A 19476-nucleotide genomic window follows, 5' to 3' on the forward strand; every position below is an offset into this window, starting at 1 on the left:
TGATTAGATGGCAAATGATGTGATTCGCATCAAGGGAGCTCGTGAACATAATCTAAAGGACGTCAATGTTGATGTACCTAAGAATAAGATGGTTGTCATGACCGGACTTTCAGGATCAGGGAAGAGTTCCTTAGCGTTTGACACTTTGTATGCTGAGGGTCAGCGCCGTTACGTCCAAAGTCTTTCTTCGTACGCTCGCCAATTTTTAGGCCAAATGGATAAGCCTGACGTTGATTCAATTGAGGGGCTCAGTCCGGCCATTTCGATTGACCAGAAAACTACCTCTAAGAATCCACGTTCAACTGTCGGAACCGTTACTGAGATTAACGATTACCTGCGTTTACTGTGGGCGAGAGTTGGAACTCCGATCTGTCCAAACGATGGAACGGTCATTACCAGTCAGTCGGTTGATCAGATGATTGACGAAATCATGGCTCTACCCGAACGAACCAAGCTCCAGATCATGTCACCGGTCGTCAGAGATAAAAAAGGACAGCACAAAAAGGTTTTTGAAAGAATTAAACGCGAAGGCTTTGTGCGAGTTCGGGTTGACGGGGAAATTCATGATGCAACCGAGGACTTTAATTTAGATAAAAACAAACGGCACAACATTGATGTAGTGGTCGATCGGATCGTTGTCAGAAACGGAATTAATTCCCGATTATCTGATTCACTCGAAACGGCCCTTCGGTTAAGTGATGGTTATGCAATTGCTGATTTTCTAGGTAAACGAGATCCAATGGTCTTTTCAGAACATTATTCTTGTCCCATCTGTGGCTTTACCGTAGGAAAATTAGAGCCACGACTATTCTCGTTCAATGCTCCATATGGTGCATGTCCAGAATGTGATGGTCTTGGAGTTAAACTTGAAGTTGATAATGATCTGGTTGTTCCAGATCCCGATAAAACCCTTAATGAGGGTGCAATTGAGCCTTGGAATCCCATTAGTTCTAAGTATTATCCCGCTATGTTGGAACAGGCATGTGCGGCTTTTGGCATTGATATGGATACCCCATATCGGAAATTGTCGAAAAAGCAACGTGATCTATTGATGAATGGTTCCAACGGAAAAACCTTCCATTTTCATTACAAGAGTGATTTTGGTGGTGTCCGTGATGTTGACGCTCCCTTTGAGGGTGTGATTAACAACGTTGAACGTCGTTATCATGAAACTAATAGTAATTTCACGCGGGAACAAATGGAAAAATACATGACAGAATTGACCTGTCAAACGTGTCATGGTTATCGTTTAAACGAAAAGGCCCTGGCAGTCAAAATTAACGGCAAACACATCGGTGAAGTGTCTGATATGAACATTGCTGATGAACGTCAATTCTTTAGTAAACTTACTTTTGGGGAACAGGATACTGTTGTTGCCCATCCCATTATTAAAGAGATTTGTGATCGACTCGAATTTCTAGAAAACGTTGGATTAAATTATCTAACTCTGTCAAGATCAGCCCGAACTCTTTCTGGTGGAGAGGCACAAAGAATTCGGCTTGCCACCCAGATTGGTTCTAACCTATCAGGAATTTTGTATGTCCTAGATGAACCATCAATTGGTCTTCATCAACGGGATAACGATCGCTTAATTAAGTCACTGAAGAAGATGCGTGATTTAGGAAATACCCTTGTGATTGTGGAACACGATTCGGACACCATGCGGTCCGCTGATTATTTAATCGACGTGGGACCAGGTGCCGGTGAAAACGGTGGTAAGATTGTTGCCACTGGAACTCCTGAAGAAGTAGCCCAAAATCCGAAGTCATTGACGGGACAGTATTTGTCAGGTAAAAAATTCATTCCGGTTCCGTTGAAACGACGGAAGGGGAACGGAAAGAACGTAACCCTGAAGGGTGCTCAAGAAAACAATTTAAAGGATATTACCGTTAAATTTCCATTAGGAAAATTCGATGTAGTTACCGGAGTCTCTGGATCTGGGAAATCGACTTTGGTGAACGATATTTTAAAGCGTGCCTTAGCACAGAAACTAAATCATAATTCCGAAAAGCCCGGTAAGTATAAGTCAATCACGGGATGGAAGAACATCGAAAAACTAGTCAGCATTGATCAGAGTCCAATTGGTCGGACACCACGAAGTAATCCCGCTACATACACGGGGGTCTTTGATGATATTCGAGGGTTATTTGCCGAAACCAATGAAGCAAAACTACGTGGTTATAAAAAGGGCCGCTTTAGTTTTAACATCAAAGGTGGTCGTTGTGAGACCTGTCATGGTGACGGAATTTTGAAGATTGAGATGAACTTTTTGCCTGATGTCTACGTTCCTTGTGAAGTTTGTCATGGGAAACGATATAATTCTGAGACCCTTGAGATCCAGTATAAGGGTAAAAATATTGCTGAAGTCCTTGATATGACTGTTAACGAATCGCTCGAATTCTTTAAGGCGATTCCGAAGATCACCCGGAAGTTGCAAACCATTGCAGATGTTGGGCTAGGATACGTCAAGTTAGGGCAACCAGCTAATACCTTGTCAGGTGGTGAAGCTCAACGAATGAAGTTAGCTTCAGAACTGTACAAGCGTTCCACTGGAAACAATTTCTATATTCTTGATGAACCTACCACTGGTCTTCATACGGATGATATTAAACGTTTGATTGGGGTGCTATCTCAGTTAGTTGATAAGGGAAATACCGTTTTAATCATTGAACACAATTTGAATGTGATTAAAGAAGCTGATCATGTGATTGATCTAGGTCCCGAAGGTGGAGCTGCCGGTGGATACGTTGTCGGTACTGGCACTCCTGAACAGATTGTCAAACTAAAAAATAGTTATACGGGCGAATATTTAAAGCCCGTTTTAGAACGTGATACGAAGCGAACTATCGCAGCTGAAAAACAACCAAAGTAGATGTGGTAAGATATAGTTGTAATAAACTATTGGAGGTCATATTTATGATGAACGAAGGTAAAGAATGGGGATTTGATTGGTTTGAATGCCTGTTTGGAGTCGTATTATTGTTGGCTGCCGTATTAATGTTCTTTCATCCTACTGGTAGTGCTGCAGCACTCGCCGTTATCTTTGCGATTGTTGCGCTAGTTGCAGGAGTGAAGTCCATTTGGGTTTACCGGAAGCTAAGTCAAGAAATTGGTTATCGGAGTTTTACGATGCTGATTGGTGGTGCCATTGAGATTTTACTAGCACTTCTCTTCTTGTTTAAGATTCATGCTGGGATCTTTACCATTGGAATTTTATTTGCGGTTTGGATTTTAGTCTATTCAATCTGTCAACTAATTGGTGGTTGATCACGTTAGAAAGTTTAATGGTGGTATCTTCTGGACCTCACTAATTTTCGATCTCATTACACTATTCTTAGGATTTTTCTTGTTGTTAGATCCTAACCTAGTTGCCAAAGTTTTGGCCGTCATTATTGGGATCATACTATTGGTTGCTGGAATCAATATGATCATGTTGGCATTTGTTCACAGATTATAAAATAAAAAAGACATTTGAATATATCAAATGTCTTTTTTGATAAAAACTATTAAGAAGTGATCTAGTGGGGGAAGTCTTTGCTAGTTATTATTTTCCAACCATGATATTATTATATTGATTAATCAAACAATATTAGGAGGGTCATTATGAAGAATTTACTTTTAGGTTTTAGTTTAGGTGCAAACATTGTTTTAGGTTACTTAGTACTTGAAGATCGTTACGATTTAGACGATATTGCTGATCGTGTCGATAACTTGAGCGATGTAGCTGAAGGCAAAGCACAACAAATTAAAGGCGCTTTATCGGGTGACACCATTGATAAGATCAAAGGTGATTTACAAAGCGGTAAAGGTAACTTAAAGAACAAAGCCCAAGATGTTAAAGATGACATCGACAGTGACCTCGATAACGAATAAAGAATTAACTAAAAAGGCAACTTGCTGAATTTCAGCAAGCTGCCTTTTTGTTTGATACTAAATCAATTATTAGTCGATATTTTCTCGTCTAACGACACAAGTCCCTTCAGGAACTTGGAAGTCTTTTTGAATTAAAGTGAGCTTTCCGGTCTCGGCATCACGAGAATAAAGACTGGCATTATCACTATTTTGGTTAGTAACGATGAACATGGATTCGTCTTCACTGAAGTTGAAGTCTCGAGGGAATTCACCTTCGCTTGAGATCAATTGAATCCGTCTTAAGTCACCGTTTGGTTTGATCTTAAAGACTGCAATTGAATCATTTCCACGGTTGGAGACGTAGACAAAGCGTTTGTCTTTAGAAACCTTAATTCCGGCTGCTCCGTTGTGGCTTTCCCAGTCGTCAGGAATGGTGGAAATAATTTGTTGAATTGTGAATAAGCCGGCTTCTTCGTTATAGTCAATTACGGCCACTTTACTGCTTAATTCGCCAACTAGGTAACCCTTTCCAGTTCCGGGCACGAAAGTAATGTTTCGTGGTCCAAAGCCAGGATGGGTATTGATTTCACTGACAAGGCTTAACTTACCTTGATCGGAAACATCATAAAGGTAAACTCGATCAAGTCCCAAGTCACAGACAACTAACCGGTCATCTGGGGTAAGGTTAGCGTAGTGAGGGTGTGGTCCGTCAGCTTGTTCTGGAAGTGGACCAGGGATTCCGTTGTCATGAGCACGATCAGTTAGTTTGAGTGTGCCATCTGATTGAATCTTGTAAACACTGGCGTGCCCCATGTGGTAATTGGCAGTGAAAACAAACTGTCGTCTTTCGTCGATGGAAACAAAGGCAGCTGAAGTTCCCTTCTCGATGCATTCTTGCATTTCCTTGGCGGGAATGGTCTTGCCATCGAACGTAGCTACTCCTCCTCGTAGTTCAGGTTCTTCCATGTTTCTGTCAACTGAGTAGATCTTGTGGGCCTTTGACTCTGCGAGGTATGTAGGGCTTCCAATTTCCGCTACTAGTTGGGTGTTTTGCAGCTGTTTCTTGTCGGTATCTAATTCAATTTGATAGATTCCTTGACTTGCATTAATGGTGTAAGTTCCAATTAAAAATTTTTCAATCATGGTCTCAAATCCCTCCTAATGTATACGGTTTCATTATGCCACAAATGTCTCTGTTTTGCAGTTTAAATTTGACTTTATTTGGGTAAATTTAAGCTTTTAGGAATGAATCATAAAATTGTGGGCGATTACTCAATTAATTAACCAAATTCTATTGACGTGAAAGCTGAACGGTGTAAACTGTTGGAAATTTCACTAATTGATTCAAAGTGAAATTAATCAAAGCGTTTGGAGGGATGAAAATGAGAAGCAAAGTAGAACTTGCAAGTTCATCAAACGAACTGTTCGCTGGTTTGTTTGGCATCGAGATCGAAGAAAATCGGGTTGATCTCAGTCGTAATAGTCTCTCCCGCTTCCCGCATCAAAAGGAATTGGGTGATCGACAGGGGAAGAAGACTCACTTTCAGACTGATTTTGCTGAGAGTATGGAGGAACTGGTTACCGATAAACACGCAACCATGAAAGGTGTGTTGGAGCAGATGCGTTCCCTTCAATCAATTTTGCATGGAACCCTCAAACCAAATGAGATTATTTGGCCGATGTCGATGCCACCTAAACTAAATGAAGATGATGTTGATTTTGTTAGGAACACGTTTAAGCGCTTTTGGATGGCCGATTATCGCAAGTGGCTAGTAAAGCGTTACGGGATTTTTCGGCAAATCATGTGTGGAATTCACTTTAATTATTCACCAAGCGATCAAATAATTGCGATTTTTCAAAGTAATCATCATATTAAGAGAAAAAAACGGGCACAAACGGAACTTTTGTTTCAAATTGCCCAACAATTAGTTGGTGAACGTTGGTTAATTACGTATCTATTTGGAGCTACACCACTATCAGAAAACTCGGATGATCAATTATTCGGGGTGGAGCAACAAGTTGTCCCAGTCCGTTCCTTGCGATCCAGTAAGTATGGTTATGAAAATTCTAAAGAGATTCACGTCTCCTATGGCAGTTTAAGTGAATATGTGAATGATCTGCAACATGAAGTGAATTCGCATAAGTTATTTTCTGAAAGTGAGTTTTATGGTCCAGTGAGGTTAAAGGCAAAAGATGGAATTAATTCAGTTCAAGCAAAGGGGTTTGATTACCTTGAACTACGAACCCTAGATTTAGATCCATTTGATTTTTTGGAAATCGATTTAAAGACCTTGGATTTAATCCACCTCTTAATTGTAGATGCCATTATTAATCCCCAAGAGTGGAATGATGAGCAATTGGATGAAGCTAAAGCACAAAATAATCAGGTTGCTTTGCAACATCCTACTGACCATTTACCGACCAATTTAAAGCAACAAGCCAGTGTGATCATGAAGCGCATTAATCGTTTGGTTCAGTACGCTCCAGATAGTTTAAAAGTGGAGTTAGAGGAAGCCCTTGCAGCTGCCACCAAAAAATTAATTGATCCTAATTTGACCCCAGCCGCTCAACTAATTAAATTTAAAAAACAGAATTCATTGATGGATTTTGGAATTCAACGGGGAAAGCAACTAAAGCAACAGTATGCAAATCAAAGCGTTGCCGAAGCTTTTCCGGGAATCAATCCAGATGCGGTGAATCAGTACATTGAAAAACAGGAAGGGATTAATGGGTAGTCATTAATCCCTTTTTTGGAATCAAAGGTTAGCTATATAAATGACACACCCGGTATGTTATACTGGGAAGAGTTTGGAGGCATCAAAAATGGCAGACAACGAACAGTTTGTGATTATTACGGGTATGAGTGGAGCGGGTAAGACACTTGCGATGCAGACATGTGAGGATTTAGGATATTTTTGTGTGGATAACATTCCACCGGCTCTGATTCCAAAATTCATGGAACTAGTTCATACATCTAGTGAAATCAAGAAAGTGGCTTTAGTAATTGATTTAAGAGCACCAGCTTCGTATCGTGAAATTGTTGATACTTTAGTTGAAATGGCCAATGATAAAGACACTGAGGATCAGGTAATCTTCCTCGATGCCTCTGATGAAAAATTAGTATCTAGATATAAAGAAAGCCGTCGGACCCATCCATTAGCACGAAACGGACGGGTTGTTGACGGAATTGAAAAAGAACGGAAACTAATGAAAAGGGTTAAAGATTCGGCTGATCTGGTCATTAATACTAGTGATTTGACACCGCAAGAGCTCCGTGAGGAAATTATTCATAAGTTTGAATTATCTCATTCGGAACCATTTCACGTTGAGTTAATGTCATTCGGGTTCAAGTATGGACTTCCAATCGATGCTGATATTATTTTAGACGTGCGTTTTTTGAAGAATCCCTTTTATGTAGTTAAATTGAGAAGTAAGACTGGGAAAGATCAAGACGTTTATGATTACGTCATGAACCAGGATGAAGCAAATGAATTTTACAAAAAAGTCTTTAACCTCGTTAAGTTTACGTTACCTAAATTTAAAAAAGAAGGAAAATCAACTGTCACAATGGCAATTGGTTGTACTGGCGGTCAACATCGTTCGGTTGCAATGGTTGAGCGATTAGCTAAGGATATCAAGGATCAACTTGGGTATCCCGTTAATGTCACACATAGAGACATTAACCGCCACAAAGGGGTTAAGTAAATGATTGACAAAGTAGGTAAAAGAATCGGTCGCCCGAAGATGGTTGTCATTGGTGGGGGAACCGGATTACCTGTAATTTTAAAGAGTTTAAAAAAACGTGATGTTGATATCACTGCAGTGGTCACGGTCGCTGACGATGGTGGATCATCTGGCATCCTTAGAAACTATATCAATGTACTACCGCCGGGAGACATTCGAAACGTCTTGGCGGCGCTTTCGACGTTGCCACAGATTGATTTAGATATTTTCCAGTATCGCTTTGAATCGTCTGACAAGTTTCTTGCCGGTCATGCCATTGGTAATTTAATAATTGCTGCACTCTCGGAAATGAGTGGAGGCTTTTTTGATGCCATTCAAAAGTTAACTGACATTATGAAAGTTGATGGTCATGTTTATCCGGTGTGTGATGAGAGTCTGGAACTACATGCTGAATTCGCTGATGGCACAACTATGTCTGGTGAATCAGAGATCACTAATTCTGATAAAATGATTCGAAGAGTTTGGGTTGAGCCAACTGATGGGAATAAGAAGCCAGAAGCGGTTCCAAGTGTGATTAACGCTATTATGGATGCTGATCAAATTGTGTTAGGCCCAGGAAGTTTATTTACCAGCATCCTGCCTAACTTAATGGTTGATAATGTTGGTAAGGCTGTTACCGAGACTGATGCCGAAGTGGTCTATATTTGTAATATTATGACCCAAAAGGGTGAAACTGATAATTTTACCGATGCCGACCACGTTCGGGTCTTGAACCGTCATCTGAAAACTAATTTTATTGACACCGTTTTAGTTAATAATAAGAAAGTGCCCGCTAGTTACGTTGATCATCAACGTTGGGGTGATGAAGCTCAACCAGTTAAATCAGATTTTAAGGGTTTAAAAGAACAGGGGTGTCGCGTCATTTCCTCTGATTTTCTTGAATTACTGGATCATGGGGCTTTTCATAATGGCCCACTAGTTTCAGATGAACTGATTCGCTTATTAGGACAACCTAAAATTCGTCATTAGGGGATGATGAGATGTCATATGCTAGTGACGTCAAAAAAGAATTAACTAATCTAGAAGTTCATCGAGCCAACGCCAAGGCTGAATTGATGGCTTTGATTAGAATGAATGGAACACTTAAAATATACGAAAAACGATTCGTACTGGATATGCAATCTGAGAATCCCGCAATCGCCAGACGATTGTATCGACTTTTACTTCAGTTTTATCACGTGGAGGGAAAAGTCTTAGTAAGAAAAAAGATGAAGCTGAAAAAGAACAATCTTTACGTTGTGCGACTAAATCATCATGTGCGTGAAATCTTGGATGATCTTGGAATTTTGGACGGCAATAAAATCATTGAACGGGTTCCAATGGAGCTTCTGAAGGATGACGGACAGGTGCGTTCTTATTTGCGTGGCGCCTTTTTGGCGGGCGGGTCCGTTAATAATCCCGAAACGTCTCGGTATCACTTGGAGATTTATTCTACGTACGAAGATCACAATGAAATGATTGCGGAAATGATGAACCACTACCATTTGGGGGCTAAAACCACTACCAGACGGAGCGGTTGTATCGCATACTTAAAGGAAGCCGAAAAGATTGCTGATTTTCTTCAGTTGATTGGAGCCACGAACTCCATGCTGAAGTTTGAAGATATTCGGATTGTACGGGACATGCGTAATTCCGTGAATCGGTTGGTGAACTGTGAGAACGCCAACATGAATAAAGTGGCCAATGCTTCTACCAAACAAATTGAGAACATTCGGTTTATTAAGGATACGGTGGGATTAAAGAAATTACCACCAAAATTGCGCGATGTAGCAGAAGTTCGGATGAAGCACCAGGAGGTTAGTTTAAAGGAACTAGGCGATCTGGTGCCAAATGGTCCGATTTCTAAGTCAGGAGTCAATCACCGTTTACGTAAGATTAATGAATTTGCGACGGAATTGCGGTCAAATGAATGATAATAAAACAACAAAAAAGCAGTATTTAGAATAATTCTAAATGCTGCTTTTATTATGAAATAATATTTAATTATTTTTTGTCAGAACTGTTCTTCATGATGCCATCAATCAAACCATAATCAACTGCTTCATCAGCAGTAAGGTAATTATCTCGCTCAGTATCACGGTTAACTCGTTCAAGTGGTTGACCGGAGTTTTCAGCAAGTAATTCATTAATCATCTTACGTGCTCGTAAAATTTCTTTGGCAGCAATTTCAATTTCAGTTTGTTGACCTTGAGCACCACCAGATGGTTGGTGAATCATGATTTGAGAATGTGGTAATGCAAAACGCTTACCCTTAGCACCAGATGAAGCCAAGACACTGGCCATTGATGCAGCCATTCCCATAACGATGGTTTGAACATCTGCGTGGATGAAGTTCATCGTATCGTAGATGGCCATTCCTGAAGTGATCACACCACCGGGTGAGTTGATGTACAAGTAGATATCTTTGTCAGAGTCTTGGGCATCCAAGAACAATAGTTGAGCGATAACTGCGTTAGCCATATCATCCTGAATTTCACCGGATAACATAATGATTCGGTCTTTTAGAAGACGTGAGTAGATGTCATATGCACGTTCACCTTGTGGTGAGTTTTCAATGACAGTTGGAACTAAATTCATATCCATACTCCTCCTTTGATAATTTTAAATTATATCAAGTTATAAAAGTCATTCTACATTAAAGGTCAATAAAGGTCAAAGACTTTGCTTGATGATAATTAAGCGATCGATTCACGTGAGTATTTGTGTAAATCAACTTCTTTATTGTAGTTCATGTTGGTGTCTTCTGGGAAGTAAACACCATACCAAAGAATGAAAGTGTAGATGGTAAAGATCTTCTGCATACTGGACTTACCTTCCATGTGTTCTTTTAGAATGTAGTCTAATTCGTCCACGTTGAAGAATTTTTTAGCGATATCAGAGTGAAAAGCTTTCTCAATTCGATCATGATATTTAGGTTCCTTGATCCATTGAGCGATTGGTGATGGGAAACCAAGCTTTTCTTTATCAGCGACCACCTTTGGAACTTGTGAGGCAGCAGCTTTTCTAAATGCTGCTTTGGTAATTGGATTACCATCCTTATCAAAGGTGATTCGCGTCTTAGTTGGCATTGTTTGTGCAAAGGCGGCAACTTCCTTATCAACTAGTGGGGTACGAACTTCAAGGCTGTTAGCCATACTCATACGATCGGCTTTATGCAAGATATCAAATGGTAACCAGGTATTAATGTCAAAGTATTGTTCTTGGGTTACTTCATCTTTGCCAGCAACTTCGTCAAAGATGTGTTTAGTGTACTCACCAGTATCAAAGTTAAGTGACTTATCCTTTAAGACACGATCACGATCATGTTGATCAAAGACATAGTTAACCCGGTAGTAACGTTCGTAAAGTGGTTCGGCACCACGCATTAAGAAGCGACGTCCGTGGAAACGTGGGAACATTGAAGCCATCTTACCGAGAGCTGTTCTTACAAACTTAGGAACCATTTTTTGATATTTCTCAAAAGTGAAGGCTTCTAGGTAGGTATTGTAACCACCGAAGAATTCATCGGCACCTTCACCAGAGAGTGACACAATGAGGTCTTTTCGTGCACTGTGTGATAAGTAGTAAAGTTGTGGTGCAGATGGGTTTGATAGAGGTTCGTCCATGTAGTACATCATGGTAGGAAGAAAATCAAAGTAATCATCGCCATCAATGGTGGTAGCGGTATTTTTCTGCCCAATTTCCTTAGCAAATTTAGTTGACCAGCTTAATTCACTGTACTTAGAACCGTTAAAACCAAGTGAGAAGGATTGCATCGGTTTGATTTTAGCAGCTTCGTTTAAAACGTAACTGGAGTCAACTCCACTTGATAGAAAACTACCTAATGGAACATCGGAAGCCATGTGGACTTTAACACTGTCATCAACGAGTCCTTCGATTTTTTTAGCGTCACTATCGATGGTTTGAGAGTCATCAATGTGATCGTAATTGTATTTGTAGAATGTGTCAGTGGTAGTTTTTCCATCTTTATAGATGAAGTACTGTCCTGGCATAACCTTGTAGACATTCTTGAACATTGTTTCTGCTGAGGGGATGAATTCAAAACTAAGATGAACCGGGAGCAGTTTCGTGTTAATTTCTTTTTTGAAATTTGGGTTAGCCAAAAAGGCCTTGATTTCTGATCCCCACATAAAGTTCTTACCATCATCATAGTAATACATTGGTTTAATCCCAAAGTGATCTCTAGCACCGAACACCTGATGCTTTTTGGAATCATAGATGGCAAACGCGAACATTCCACGGAGTTTAGAAAGTAACTTCTTAGGACCCCATGCTTCGTATCCACGAATTAAAACCTCTGAATCACAATCAGTATCGAATTCCTGGCCAGCTTCAATTAGTTCTTTTTGTAAATCTTTGTAATTATAAATTTCACCATTAAATGTTAAGACGTCGGTGTCATTGTCACCAAACATTGGTTGATGACCGTTGGCAAGGTCAATAATTGATAAACGCCGAAATCCCATCGAGACATCTTCGTTTTGGAAGAATCCATCATCATCTGGACCACGATGTTTAATTCTTTGAGCCATATTTTTGATAGTATCCTTTGGGATATTATCTTGGTTAATATAACCAGTAAATCCACACATAGTATCTTCTCCTTTTTAAATTGCTTACTTACTTCTGCATTAACTTCAATAACTATCTTAAGTTGTTCACACACAAAAGGCTAGCTAAGCATGGCTAGTCTAAACAAAATATTAATAATTATGTCTATTTAAGGGTTACATCACGGGTTACATTGCTTTGATATCAGCATTTTCATGATGTAATTGTCTAACTAATTCTTAGACGACCGTTTGACCGTCATTCGCTTAAGTGGGAATAAAATTCCTAAAATCAAGCCAACACTTAGTGTTAATGAAAACATAATTATACCAATAATGGTTCCAATTTTCATCATTAAATCATGACTAAGCATGGCGTCAAGGTTAATAATGCAGCCAATCAGAAAAATAACTAGCCATAGAATGGGTGATAAAATTTCGATTTTTTTCATCAATGGCTTGTCATCTGTGATGGTTTTCCAATTCTTTTCGTAAAGGATGATGACACAAAGATCAATTACGAAGAGGGGGATTAACCATAGGTCATGGAGATTAAACGGCAAAATGAATAAGACTACCCCAATTACTAGTAAAACTAGCTCAAAGAAGTAGGCGTATTTGGAAATGTAGCCGTAACGTTTGATTCGGATCATTTTCTGTCTAAATGTTAATTTTGATTGTGATGAACCCTTGGGTTTGGATCCGATTAGTTCATTAGTTGAGATGTCATAGAGATTCGCTAACGCTGTGATGGCATCTTGATCAGGCCTGCTTCGACCATTTTCCCATGCTGAAATGGTCTTGCGAGACACGTTGAGTTTTTGGGCCACTTCGGCTTGGGTAAGGTTATTTTGATTTCGATATTTTTTTAGTTTTTCGTTTAATTTCATGCTGGTTTCCTTACTAGACTAGTATCAATTTTCTTCTATTATACTGGCAAATTGAGCGAAATTAAAAGCAGTGAGGGTTAATCTCTCACTGCTTTTATGCGCATGGACGGAATCGAACCGTCATCTTAAGAACCGGAATCTTACGTGCTATCCATTACACTACACGCGCAGTACATTCTTAAATATAGTAGATTAGAGGAAAAAACTCAAGATAATAATGGTTTTTTAATTACAAATCGGGTTAGTTTTTGCTATACTATCTCTGGTGATGAATTTCGAATTCATTGTCACAATTTTATCGCTTGCGGCTTGTCGTTTGGTGTTTTTAATCACTGACATGATTTGGCAAAAGTGTTAAGATGTGAATGTATTAAAATTTGATTATTCCAAAAGGAGGAAGCATATTATGACTACAAAAATTGGTCTTAATGGTTTCGGAAGAATTGGTCGTCTAGCATTCAGACGTATCCTTGAATTAAATTCAAGTGATATCGAAGTCGTAGCAATTAATGATTTAACTACCCCTTCAATGTTAGCTTACCTACTAAAATATGACTCAGTTCATGGTCGTTTTGACGGTGACGTTTCAGCTACTGAAGATGCAATTATCGTTAATGGTACTCGTATCCCAGTTTATGCAGAACGTGACGCAAAGAACATTCCTTGGGTTAAGAATGATGGTGTTGACTTCGTACTTGAATGTACCGGTTTCTACACATCAAAAGAAAAGGCACAAGCTCATCTTGATGCCGGTGCAAAGCGTGTCTTGATTTCAGCTCCTGCTGGTCAAATGACTACTGTTGTTCCTGGTGTTAACATGGACGACTTAACTTCAGAAGACAAGATTGTTTCTGCTGGTTCATGTACCACTAGTTGTTTAGCACCTATGGCTTACTGGTTGAACAAAGACTTCGGCGTTAAGTTAGGTACTATGACTACTGTTCATGCTTACACTGCTTCACAAGCACTTCAAGATGGCCCACGTAGTGCTAAGTTACAAAATAACCGTGCCGCTGCTATTAACACTGTACCTCACTCAAGTGGTGCTGCTAAAGCTATCGGTTTGGTTATCCCTGAACTTGATGGTGTCCTTAAAGGTCACGCACAACGTGTTGCCGTAGCTGATGGTTCATTAACTGAATTAGTAGCTATCTTAGACAAGAACGTTACTGCTGAAGAAGTTAACGATGCTATGAAGAGCCATGTTAACGATGCCTTTGGTTACGCTAACGATTACATGGTTTCAACTGATGTTATCGGAGACTCACACGGGTCAGTATTTGATCCAGGTCAAACTGAAATCACCCAAAGTGGTGACACACAATTAGTTAAGACTGTTGCTTGGTACGATAACGAATGGGGCTTCACTTGCAACATGGTTCGTACCTTGTTGAAATTTGCTACTCTATAATTTTAGATTGCAACTTTGAAAAGGCGGAGGAGGGAAATCTCTTCCGTCTTTTCCTTTATAAAATATAATTAAACATTGGAGGCAATCACGATGGCAAAAGTAATCGTTGACGATTTAGATGTTCAAGGCAAAAAAGTTCTAATTAGAGTCGATTTTAACGTTCCGGTTAAGGACGGTAAAATTGGTGATGATAACCGAATTGTTGCTGCACTTCCTACAATCAAGTACGTAATTGATCATGGGGGTAAGGCAATTCTGTTCTCTCACTTAGGCCGAATTAAAAAAGAAGACGACAAACCAGGTTTGTCACTTCGTCCAGTCGCAGAAAAGCTAGCTGAGTTGCTTGGCAAACCAGTTACCTTTGTTCCTGTTACTGAAGGTCCACAACTTGAAGAAGCTATTGACAATATGTCAGATGGCCAAGTCCTTTTGGTACAAAATACTCGTTATGAAGACGTTGTAAATGGTGAAAACGTTAAACGTGAATCTGGTAATGATCCTAAGTTAGGTGAATACTGGGCTTCACTTGGTGATGAATTCATTAATGATGCGTTCGGAACTGCTCATAGAGAACATGCTTCAAACGTTGGTATTGCCAAGGCAATGGAAAAAGCAGGGAAGCCAGTTGCTGCCGGATACTTGATGGAAAAGGAAATCAAGTTCTTAGGTAACGCTGTTGATAATCCTAAGCATCCATTCATCGCAATTCTTGGTGGTGCTAAAGTTTCTGATAAGATTGGTGTTATTGACCACTTATTAGATAAAGCCGACAAGATCATCATTGGTGGTGGAATGACTTATACTTTCTATGCTGCTAAGGGCATTCCTACTGGTAACTCACTTGTTGAAAAAGACAAGATTGATGTTGCCAAAGATATCCTTAAAAAGGCTGGCGATAAAATCGTCCTACCCGTTGACTCAGTTGTAGCTGATAAGTTCTCAAATGATGCTAAAGCTGAAGTCGTTGATGGTGGAATTCCTGATGGCATGATGGGTCTTGATATTGGACCTAAGAGTATTAAATTATTTGAAGACGTTCTAAAAGACGCTAAAACGGTCGTTTGGAATGGACCAATGGGTGTCTTTGAATTTCCTAAGTTTGCTAAGGGAACCTTGGCAATTGGTGAATTCTTAGGTACTTTGAAGGATGCTACTACCATTGTTGGTGGTGGCGATTCAACTGCTGCTGTTAAAGAATTGGGTGTTGCTGATAAGTTAACCCATATTTCAACCGGTGGTGGAGCTTCACTTGAATACCTTGAAGGTAAGACACTTCCAGGGATTGCATCAATTTCAGATAAAAAGTAATTTAAAAAGTCATCGATTTATTCGATGACTTTTTTTGTCTATGTCAATTTTCTAGCTTATTGCTTCTCTTTCGGCTAAAATGTAGATAAAGATGAATTACGAAAGGAGAAGTATCATGCGTATTCCTTTTATTGGTGGGAACTGGAAAATGAACTTGTCTTTAGATGAAGCGGTTCAATTTGTAATCGATATTAAAGATAAGTTACCAGATCCTAAGAACGTTGAGACTGCTTTAGCAGCTTCACCATTGTTTCTTGAATCAATGCTTAAAGCCAATGGACCTAGTCCATTGCATGTCACAGCCGAAAATTGTTTTTACAAAAATGAAGGTGCTTATACGGGGGAAGTAAGTCCCAAAGCACTCAGTCAGATGGGAATCCCGTACGTCATTGTAGGACATTCTGAGAGACGTCGTTATTTTAATGAAACCAACGATATTATCAATAAGAAGGTTCATGCGGTTCTAAGCAACGGAATGCGTCCCATTCTCTGTTGTGACGAGACAATGGGTCGGCTTGAAACCGGTGATCGAATTCACTGGGTTGTTAACCAAGTGACGGCTGGGTTAAAGGGTGTTTCTGAAAAGGACGCCCTAAAGGTTGTCATTGCTTACGAACCAAGCTGGGCTATCGGAACAGGCCACAGTGCGTCAACTACTGAAGCTGAAGAAGGATGTTATTTAATCAGACAAACTTTGGCTGACATCTATTCGGATGATGTTGCTAATCAGATCAGAATTTTGTACGGTGGTAGCGTTGATCCTGATAACATCGTTGCTTTGATGAAACAGATTGATATTGATGGCATTTTAGCCGGAAAGAGCAGTCTCAAATCTAAGGAATTTTTAGAGCTAGCAAATTACCAAGATTTACAAAATAAATAGTTATTATGATTGCAACTTAAGGCCTAAACTAATAGAATTAAGTTGACCTTTAAATATAGGTAACAAATTCACTAAGGAGAGATAACATGTCAATTATTTCTGATATTTATGCTCGCGAAGTGTTGGATTCACGTGGTAATCCAACTGTTGAAGCTGAAGTTTACACAGAAGACGGTGCAATGGGCCGTGGAATCGTCCCATCAGGTGCCTCAACCGGTGAACACGAAGCTGTTGAACTTCGTGACGGAGACAAAAATAGATATATGGGCAAAGGTGTTACTAAAGCTGTTAGCAACGTTAACAACATCATTGCAAAAAAAATCGTTGGTTTTGATGTAACTGATCAATTAGGTATTGACCAAGCTATGATCAAGCTTGATGGTACTCCTAACAAAGCTAAGTTAGGTGCTAACGCAATCTTGTCTGTTTCAATTGCTGCTGCTAGAGCTGCAGCCGACGAACTTGGTGTTCCATTGTATAACTACTTAGGTGGTTTCGATGCACATGTTCTTCCAACTCCAATGATGAACGTTATCAATGGTGGTAAGCATGCTAACAACAAGGTTGATTTCCAAGAATTCATGATTATGCCAATTGGTGCAAAAACATTTAGAGAAGCCGTTCGGATGGGATCAGAAACTTTCCATAACTTAAAGGCTATCTTGGCAGAACGTGGATACTCAACCGCTGTTGGTGATGAAGGTGGATTTGCACCTGATTTGAAGAATAACGAAGAGCCATTTGAAATCTTAGTTGAAGCTATTAAACGTGCTGGATACAAGCCTGGTAAGGACATTTCAATTGCCTTTGACTGTGCGGCTTCAGAATTTTACAACGCTGACACTAAGAAGTACAACTTGGTTGGTGACGGTAAGTCATACACTGCTGACGAATTTATCACTTTACTTGATGAAATCGTTGACAAGTACCCAATCATTTCAATCGAAGACCCATTGGATGAAAACGAATGGGAAGATTGGCAAATGGCTACTAAACGCTTAGGTAAGAAAGTTCAAGTTGTTGGTGATGATTTGTTCGTTACTAACACTGAATACTTATCAAAGGGTATCAAGATGAACGTTGCTAACTCAATCTTGATCAAACTTAACCAAATCGGTACTTTAACTGAAACTGTTAATGCCGTTAACATGGCTAAGGAAGCTAGTTACACTGCAATTATTTCTCACCGTTCTGGTGAAACTGAAGATACCACTATTTCAGACTTAGTTGTTGCTTTAAACACTGGCCAAATCAAGACTGGTTCAATGAGCCGTGGTGAAAGAATTGCTAAGTACAATCAATTGATGAGAATTGAAGATCAATTAGGATTAGTTGCTGTGTACAAGGGAATTAACTCATTCTACAACTTGAGCCCAGAAGCTAAGGAAGCAATCATTAAAAAATAATAAAATTAAAACACCTTCGTTATGAAGGTGTTTTTTTATACATAAATTCATAAGTTTCGAATCCTCCTGCGTATCTAATTACAGAAAGAGGAGGAGAAATATGAATATCACAAAAAAGTTTCCACTGTTTTTAGCATTAATTGTTGCTACCGTTGGTTTGTCAATGAGTTTTCTTGCACCAATTACGAAAGCAAGTGAGTATACCATTACCGCTCACAAGCATTGGATTAATCAGGATGGAGTAAAGGATTCATCCTACGCCTTTGATATTGCAAAGGTGAACGTTAAGAATCGAGCTGACATCAAGGCTCCGATCATTCCTGGGTTCCATTTAGACACAAGTATTGCACCAATCTATATTGGGAGGGATGTGGTGGTCTTTAATTACAATAAAGATGAAAAAATTCCTGATCCAATTCCAACACCACCAGTGCCAATTACACCTGTTCCTAGTGATAATAAGCCAGAACCAAAGCCAATTCCTAATCATGATGAGAAAAAGCATACTACGGTCGTACCCATTCCGGATAAACCAACCCACCATCATGATGAGAACCATGGGAAGGGGAATAACGAAGATCATCATATTCCATTAAAACCTACTAAAGGGGATCACAATTCTGAAAGTGAAGAAAAGATCAAGAAGCCTTCGAAAAAGCAACCTTCCAAAGATCGTTTAGTCTTGCCGAAGCCTACAGATCATACTCGTTCTACAGATGGGATGATAAATCATAACAATAACCAAGTTTCTGATGATCACTTCAATCATCATTTGAGAAAGCCCACAACTAGTTGGCCAGAAATTTATGATCATCGGGTTACGAATAACGCAAATCACCGAACCCAACCTACTTTTAAAAATAATAAAATTACCACTGGGCGTCGTCACTCCCGGAGTTTACCTCGAACGGGTGAAAAAAGTAGTTGGTTCTTATCATTGATTGGGGTAGTACTCTTATTAGTTAGTTCAGTTTGGTTCATTAGAATCAATCGGACCGGAAAATAGGATGGACTAGAAATAACTCCACATTTATGCTAAACTAATTAAAGTATTGATAAGCCTGTTTAGCTAATGGGTAGGAGGCATTTTTTTGAATAATCTTTTGATGATATTATTATGGATCGTTAGTATCCTCATTATTGGTGCAGTTTTAATGCAACCTTCTAAGAATAATGATGCAATGTCATCACTCTCTGGTGGTGCGAACGATTCTTCCTCTGAGTCCAAGCCTAGGGGCTTTGAGGCATTTATGCAAAAAGTGACTGTGGTACTAGGAATTTTGTTCTTTGGTATTGCATTAATTCTGATGTGGATTTCATCACATTAATAAAAAACCTCCTGTTAAGCAGGGGGTTTTTGTATTTAAAGCGGATTACTAGCGTTTATTAAAGAATGAGATTTATAATTGACTATAAGTCAATTGGATTGTAG

18 protein-coding genes and 1 tRNA gene are annotated in these 19476 nt (G+C 39.4%); 14 read left to right on the top strand and 5 right to left on the bottom strand.

Annotated features, from left to right (window positions below; all coding sequences use genetic code 11):
* Window positions 1–7 precede the first annotated feature (7 nt).
* The 4 genes from uvrA (at window position 8) to FC73_RS03825 (ending at window position 3873) form a co-directional block, all read left to right on the top strand.
* A complete protein-coding gene (uvrA, locus tag FC73_RS03810; protein WP_010021846.1) occupies window positions 8–2872 on the top strand; it encodes an excinuclease ABC subunit UvrA in 2865 nt (954 codons plus the stop codon).
* A gap of 44 nt (window positions 2873–2916) precedes the next feature.
* Entirely contained in the window at window positions 2917–3267 is a 351-nt protein-coding gene (locus tag FC73_RS03815; protein WP_010021850.1) for a DUF308 domain-containing protein, read from the top strand.
* Window positions 3260–3457: a DUF308 domain-containing protein gene (locus FC73_RS07105; RefSeq protein ID WP_225416840.1), complete on the top strand. Its 198-nt coding sequence runs from the start codon at window positions 3260–3262 to the stop codon at window positions 3455–3457. The genes FC73_RS03815 and FC73_RS07105 overlap by 8 nt, the downstream gene beginning before the upstream one ends.
* Window positions 3458–3603: 146 nt before the next feature.
* Window positions 3604–3873: a CsbD family protein gene (locus FC73_RS03825; RefSeq protein WP_010021852.1), complete on the top strand. Its 270-nt coding sequence runs from the start codon at window positions 3604–3606 to the stop codon at window positions 3871–3873.
* Window positions 3874–3942: 69 nt separating this feature from the next.
* On the opposite strand, the gene FC73_RS03830 is transcribed toward FC73_RS03825, so the two are convergent.
* Window positions 3943–4995: a lactonase family protein gene (locus tag FC73_RS03830; RefSeq protein ID WP_010021853.1), complete on the bottom strand. Its 1053-nt coding sequence runs from the start codon at window positions 4993–4995 to the stop codon at window positions 3943–3945.
* Window positions 4996–5234: 239 nt separating this feature from the next.
* Between FC73_RS03830 and FC73_RS03835 the strand changes: the two genes are divergently transcribed.
* From FC73_RS03835 to whiA, 4 genes are all read left to right on the top strand, one after another.
* Window positions 5235–6587 (top strand): hypothetical protein, encoded by a 1353-nt coding sequence (locus FC73_RS03835; protein ID WP_056936293.1) that lies wholly within the window; start codon window positions 5235–5237, stop codon window positions 6585–6587.
* Between the two features lie 88 nt (window positions 6588–6675).
* Complete coding sequence (gene rapZ / locus FC73_RS03840) at window positions 6676–7557, top strand: RNase adapter RapZ (RefSeq protein WP_010021855.1); 882 nt, start codon at window positions 6676–6678, stop codon at window positions 7555–7557.
* Entirely contained in the window at window positions 7558–8565 is a 1008-nt protein-coding gene (locus FC73_RS03845; RefSeq protein WP_010021857.1) for a gluconeogenesis factor YvcK family protein, read from the top strand.
* An 11-nt stretch (window positions 8566–8576) separates the two neighbouring features.
* Window positions 8577–9509, top strand: coding sequence for a DNA-binding protein WhiA (gene whiA / locus FC73_RS03850; RefSeq protein ID WP_010021859.1), 933 nt, complete (start codon window positions 8577–8579; stop codon window positions 9507–9509).
* Between the two features lie 70 nt (window positions 9510–9579).
* Here the strand turns inward: whiA and clpP are convergent, their stop codons facing one another.
* The 4 genes from clpP to FC73_RS03870 all read right to left on the bottom strand — a co-directional run bounded on the left by clpP (window position 9580) and on the right by FC73_RS03870 (window position 13205).
* A complete protein-coding gene (gene clpP, locus FC73_RS03855; RefSeq protein WP_010021861.1) occupies window positions 9580–10173 on the bottom strand; it encodes an ATP-dependent Clp endopeptidase proteolytic subunit ClpP in 594 nt (197 codons plus the stop codon).
* 98 nt (window positions 10174–10271) lie between these two features.
* Window positions 10272–12188, bottom strand: a complete 1917-nt coding sequence (asnB, locus tag FC73_RS03860; RefSeq protein WP_010021862.1) for an asparagine synthase (glutamine-hydrolyzing) — start codon at window positions 12186–12188, stop codon at window positions 10272–10274.
* Window positions 12189–12379: 191 nt separating this feature from the next.
* Window positions 12380–13036, bottom strand: a complete 657-nt coding sequence (locus tag FC73_RS03865) for a helix-turn-helix domain-containing protein (protein WP_010021863.1) — start codon at window positions 13034–13036, stop codon at window positions 12380–12382.
* Window positions 13037–13133: 97 nt separating this feature from the next.
* Window positions 13134–13205: transfer RNA gene (locus tag FC73_RS03870), tRNA-Arg, on the bottom strand.
* A gap of 237 nt (window positions 13206–13442) precedes the next feature.
* Here FC73_RS03870 and gap point away from each other — a divergent pair.
* The 6 genes from gap to secG all read left to right on the top strand — a co-directional run bounded on the left by gap (window position 13443) and on the right by secG (window position 19372).
* The gene (gene gap, locus FC73_RS03875; protein ID WP_010021864.1) at window positions 13443–14447 is read left to right on the top strand and encodes a type I glyceraldehyde-3-phosphate dehydrogenase; all 1005 of its coding nucleotides are present in this window, start codon (window positions 13443–13445) and stop codon (window positions 14445–14447) included.
* A 90-nt stretch (window positions 14448–14537) separates the two neighbouring features.
* Window positions 14538–15755, top strand: coding sequence for a phosphoglycerate kinase (locus tag FC73_RS03880; protein WP_010021865.1), 1218 nt, complete (start codon window positions 14538–14540; stop codon window positions 15753–15755).
* 115 nt (window positions 15756–15870) lie between these two features.
* The gene (gene tpiA / locus FC73_RS03885; protein WP_010021866.1) at window positions 15871–16638 is read left to right on the top strand and encodes a triose-phosphate isomerase; all 768 of its coding nucleotides are present in this window, start codon (window positions 15871–15873) and stop codon (window positions 16636–16638) included.
* Window positions 16639–16724: 86 nt separating this feature from the next.
* Complete coding sequence (gene eno, locus FC73_RS03890; protein WP_010021867.1) at window positions 16725–18044, top strand: phosphopyruvate hydratase; 1320 nt, start codon at window positions 16725–16727, stop codon at window positions 18042–18044.
* Between the two features lie 100 nt (window positions 18045–18144).
* Window positions 18145–19050, top strand: a complete 906-nt coding sequence (locus tag FC73_RS03895; RefSeq protein WP_010021868.1) for an LPXTG cell wall anchor domain-containing protein — start codon at window positions 18145–18147, stop codon at window positions 19048–19050.
* Window positions 19051–19135: 85 nt separating this feature from the next.
* Entirely contained in the window at window positions 19136–19372 is a 237-nt protein-coding gene (gene secG, locus FC73_RS03900) for a preprotein translocase subunit SecG (protein ID WP_010021870.1), read from the top strand.
* The last annotated feature ends 104 nt before the right edge of the window (window positions 19373–19476 follow it).

The sequence above is a fragment of the Fructilactobacillus fructivorans genome (assembly GCF_001434095.1).
Lineage (GTDB): Bacteria > Bacillota > Bacilli > Lactobacillales > Lactobacillaceae > Fructilactobacillus > Fructilactobacillus fructivorans.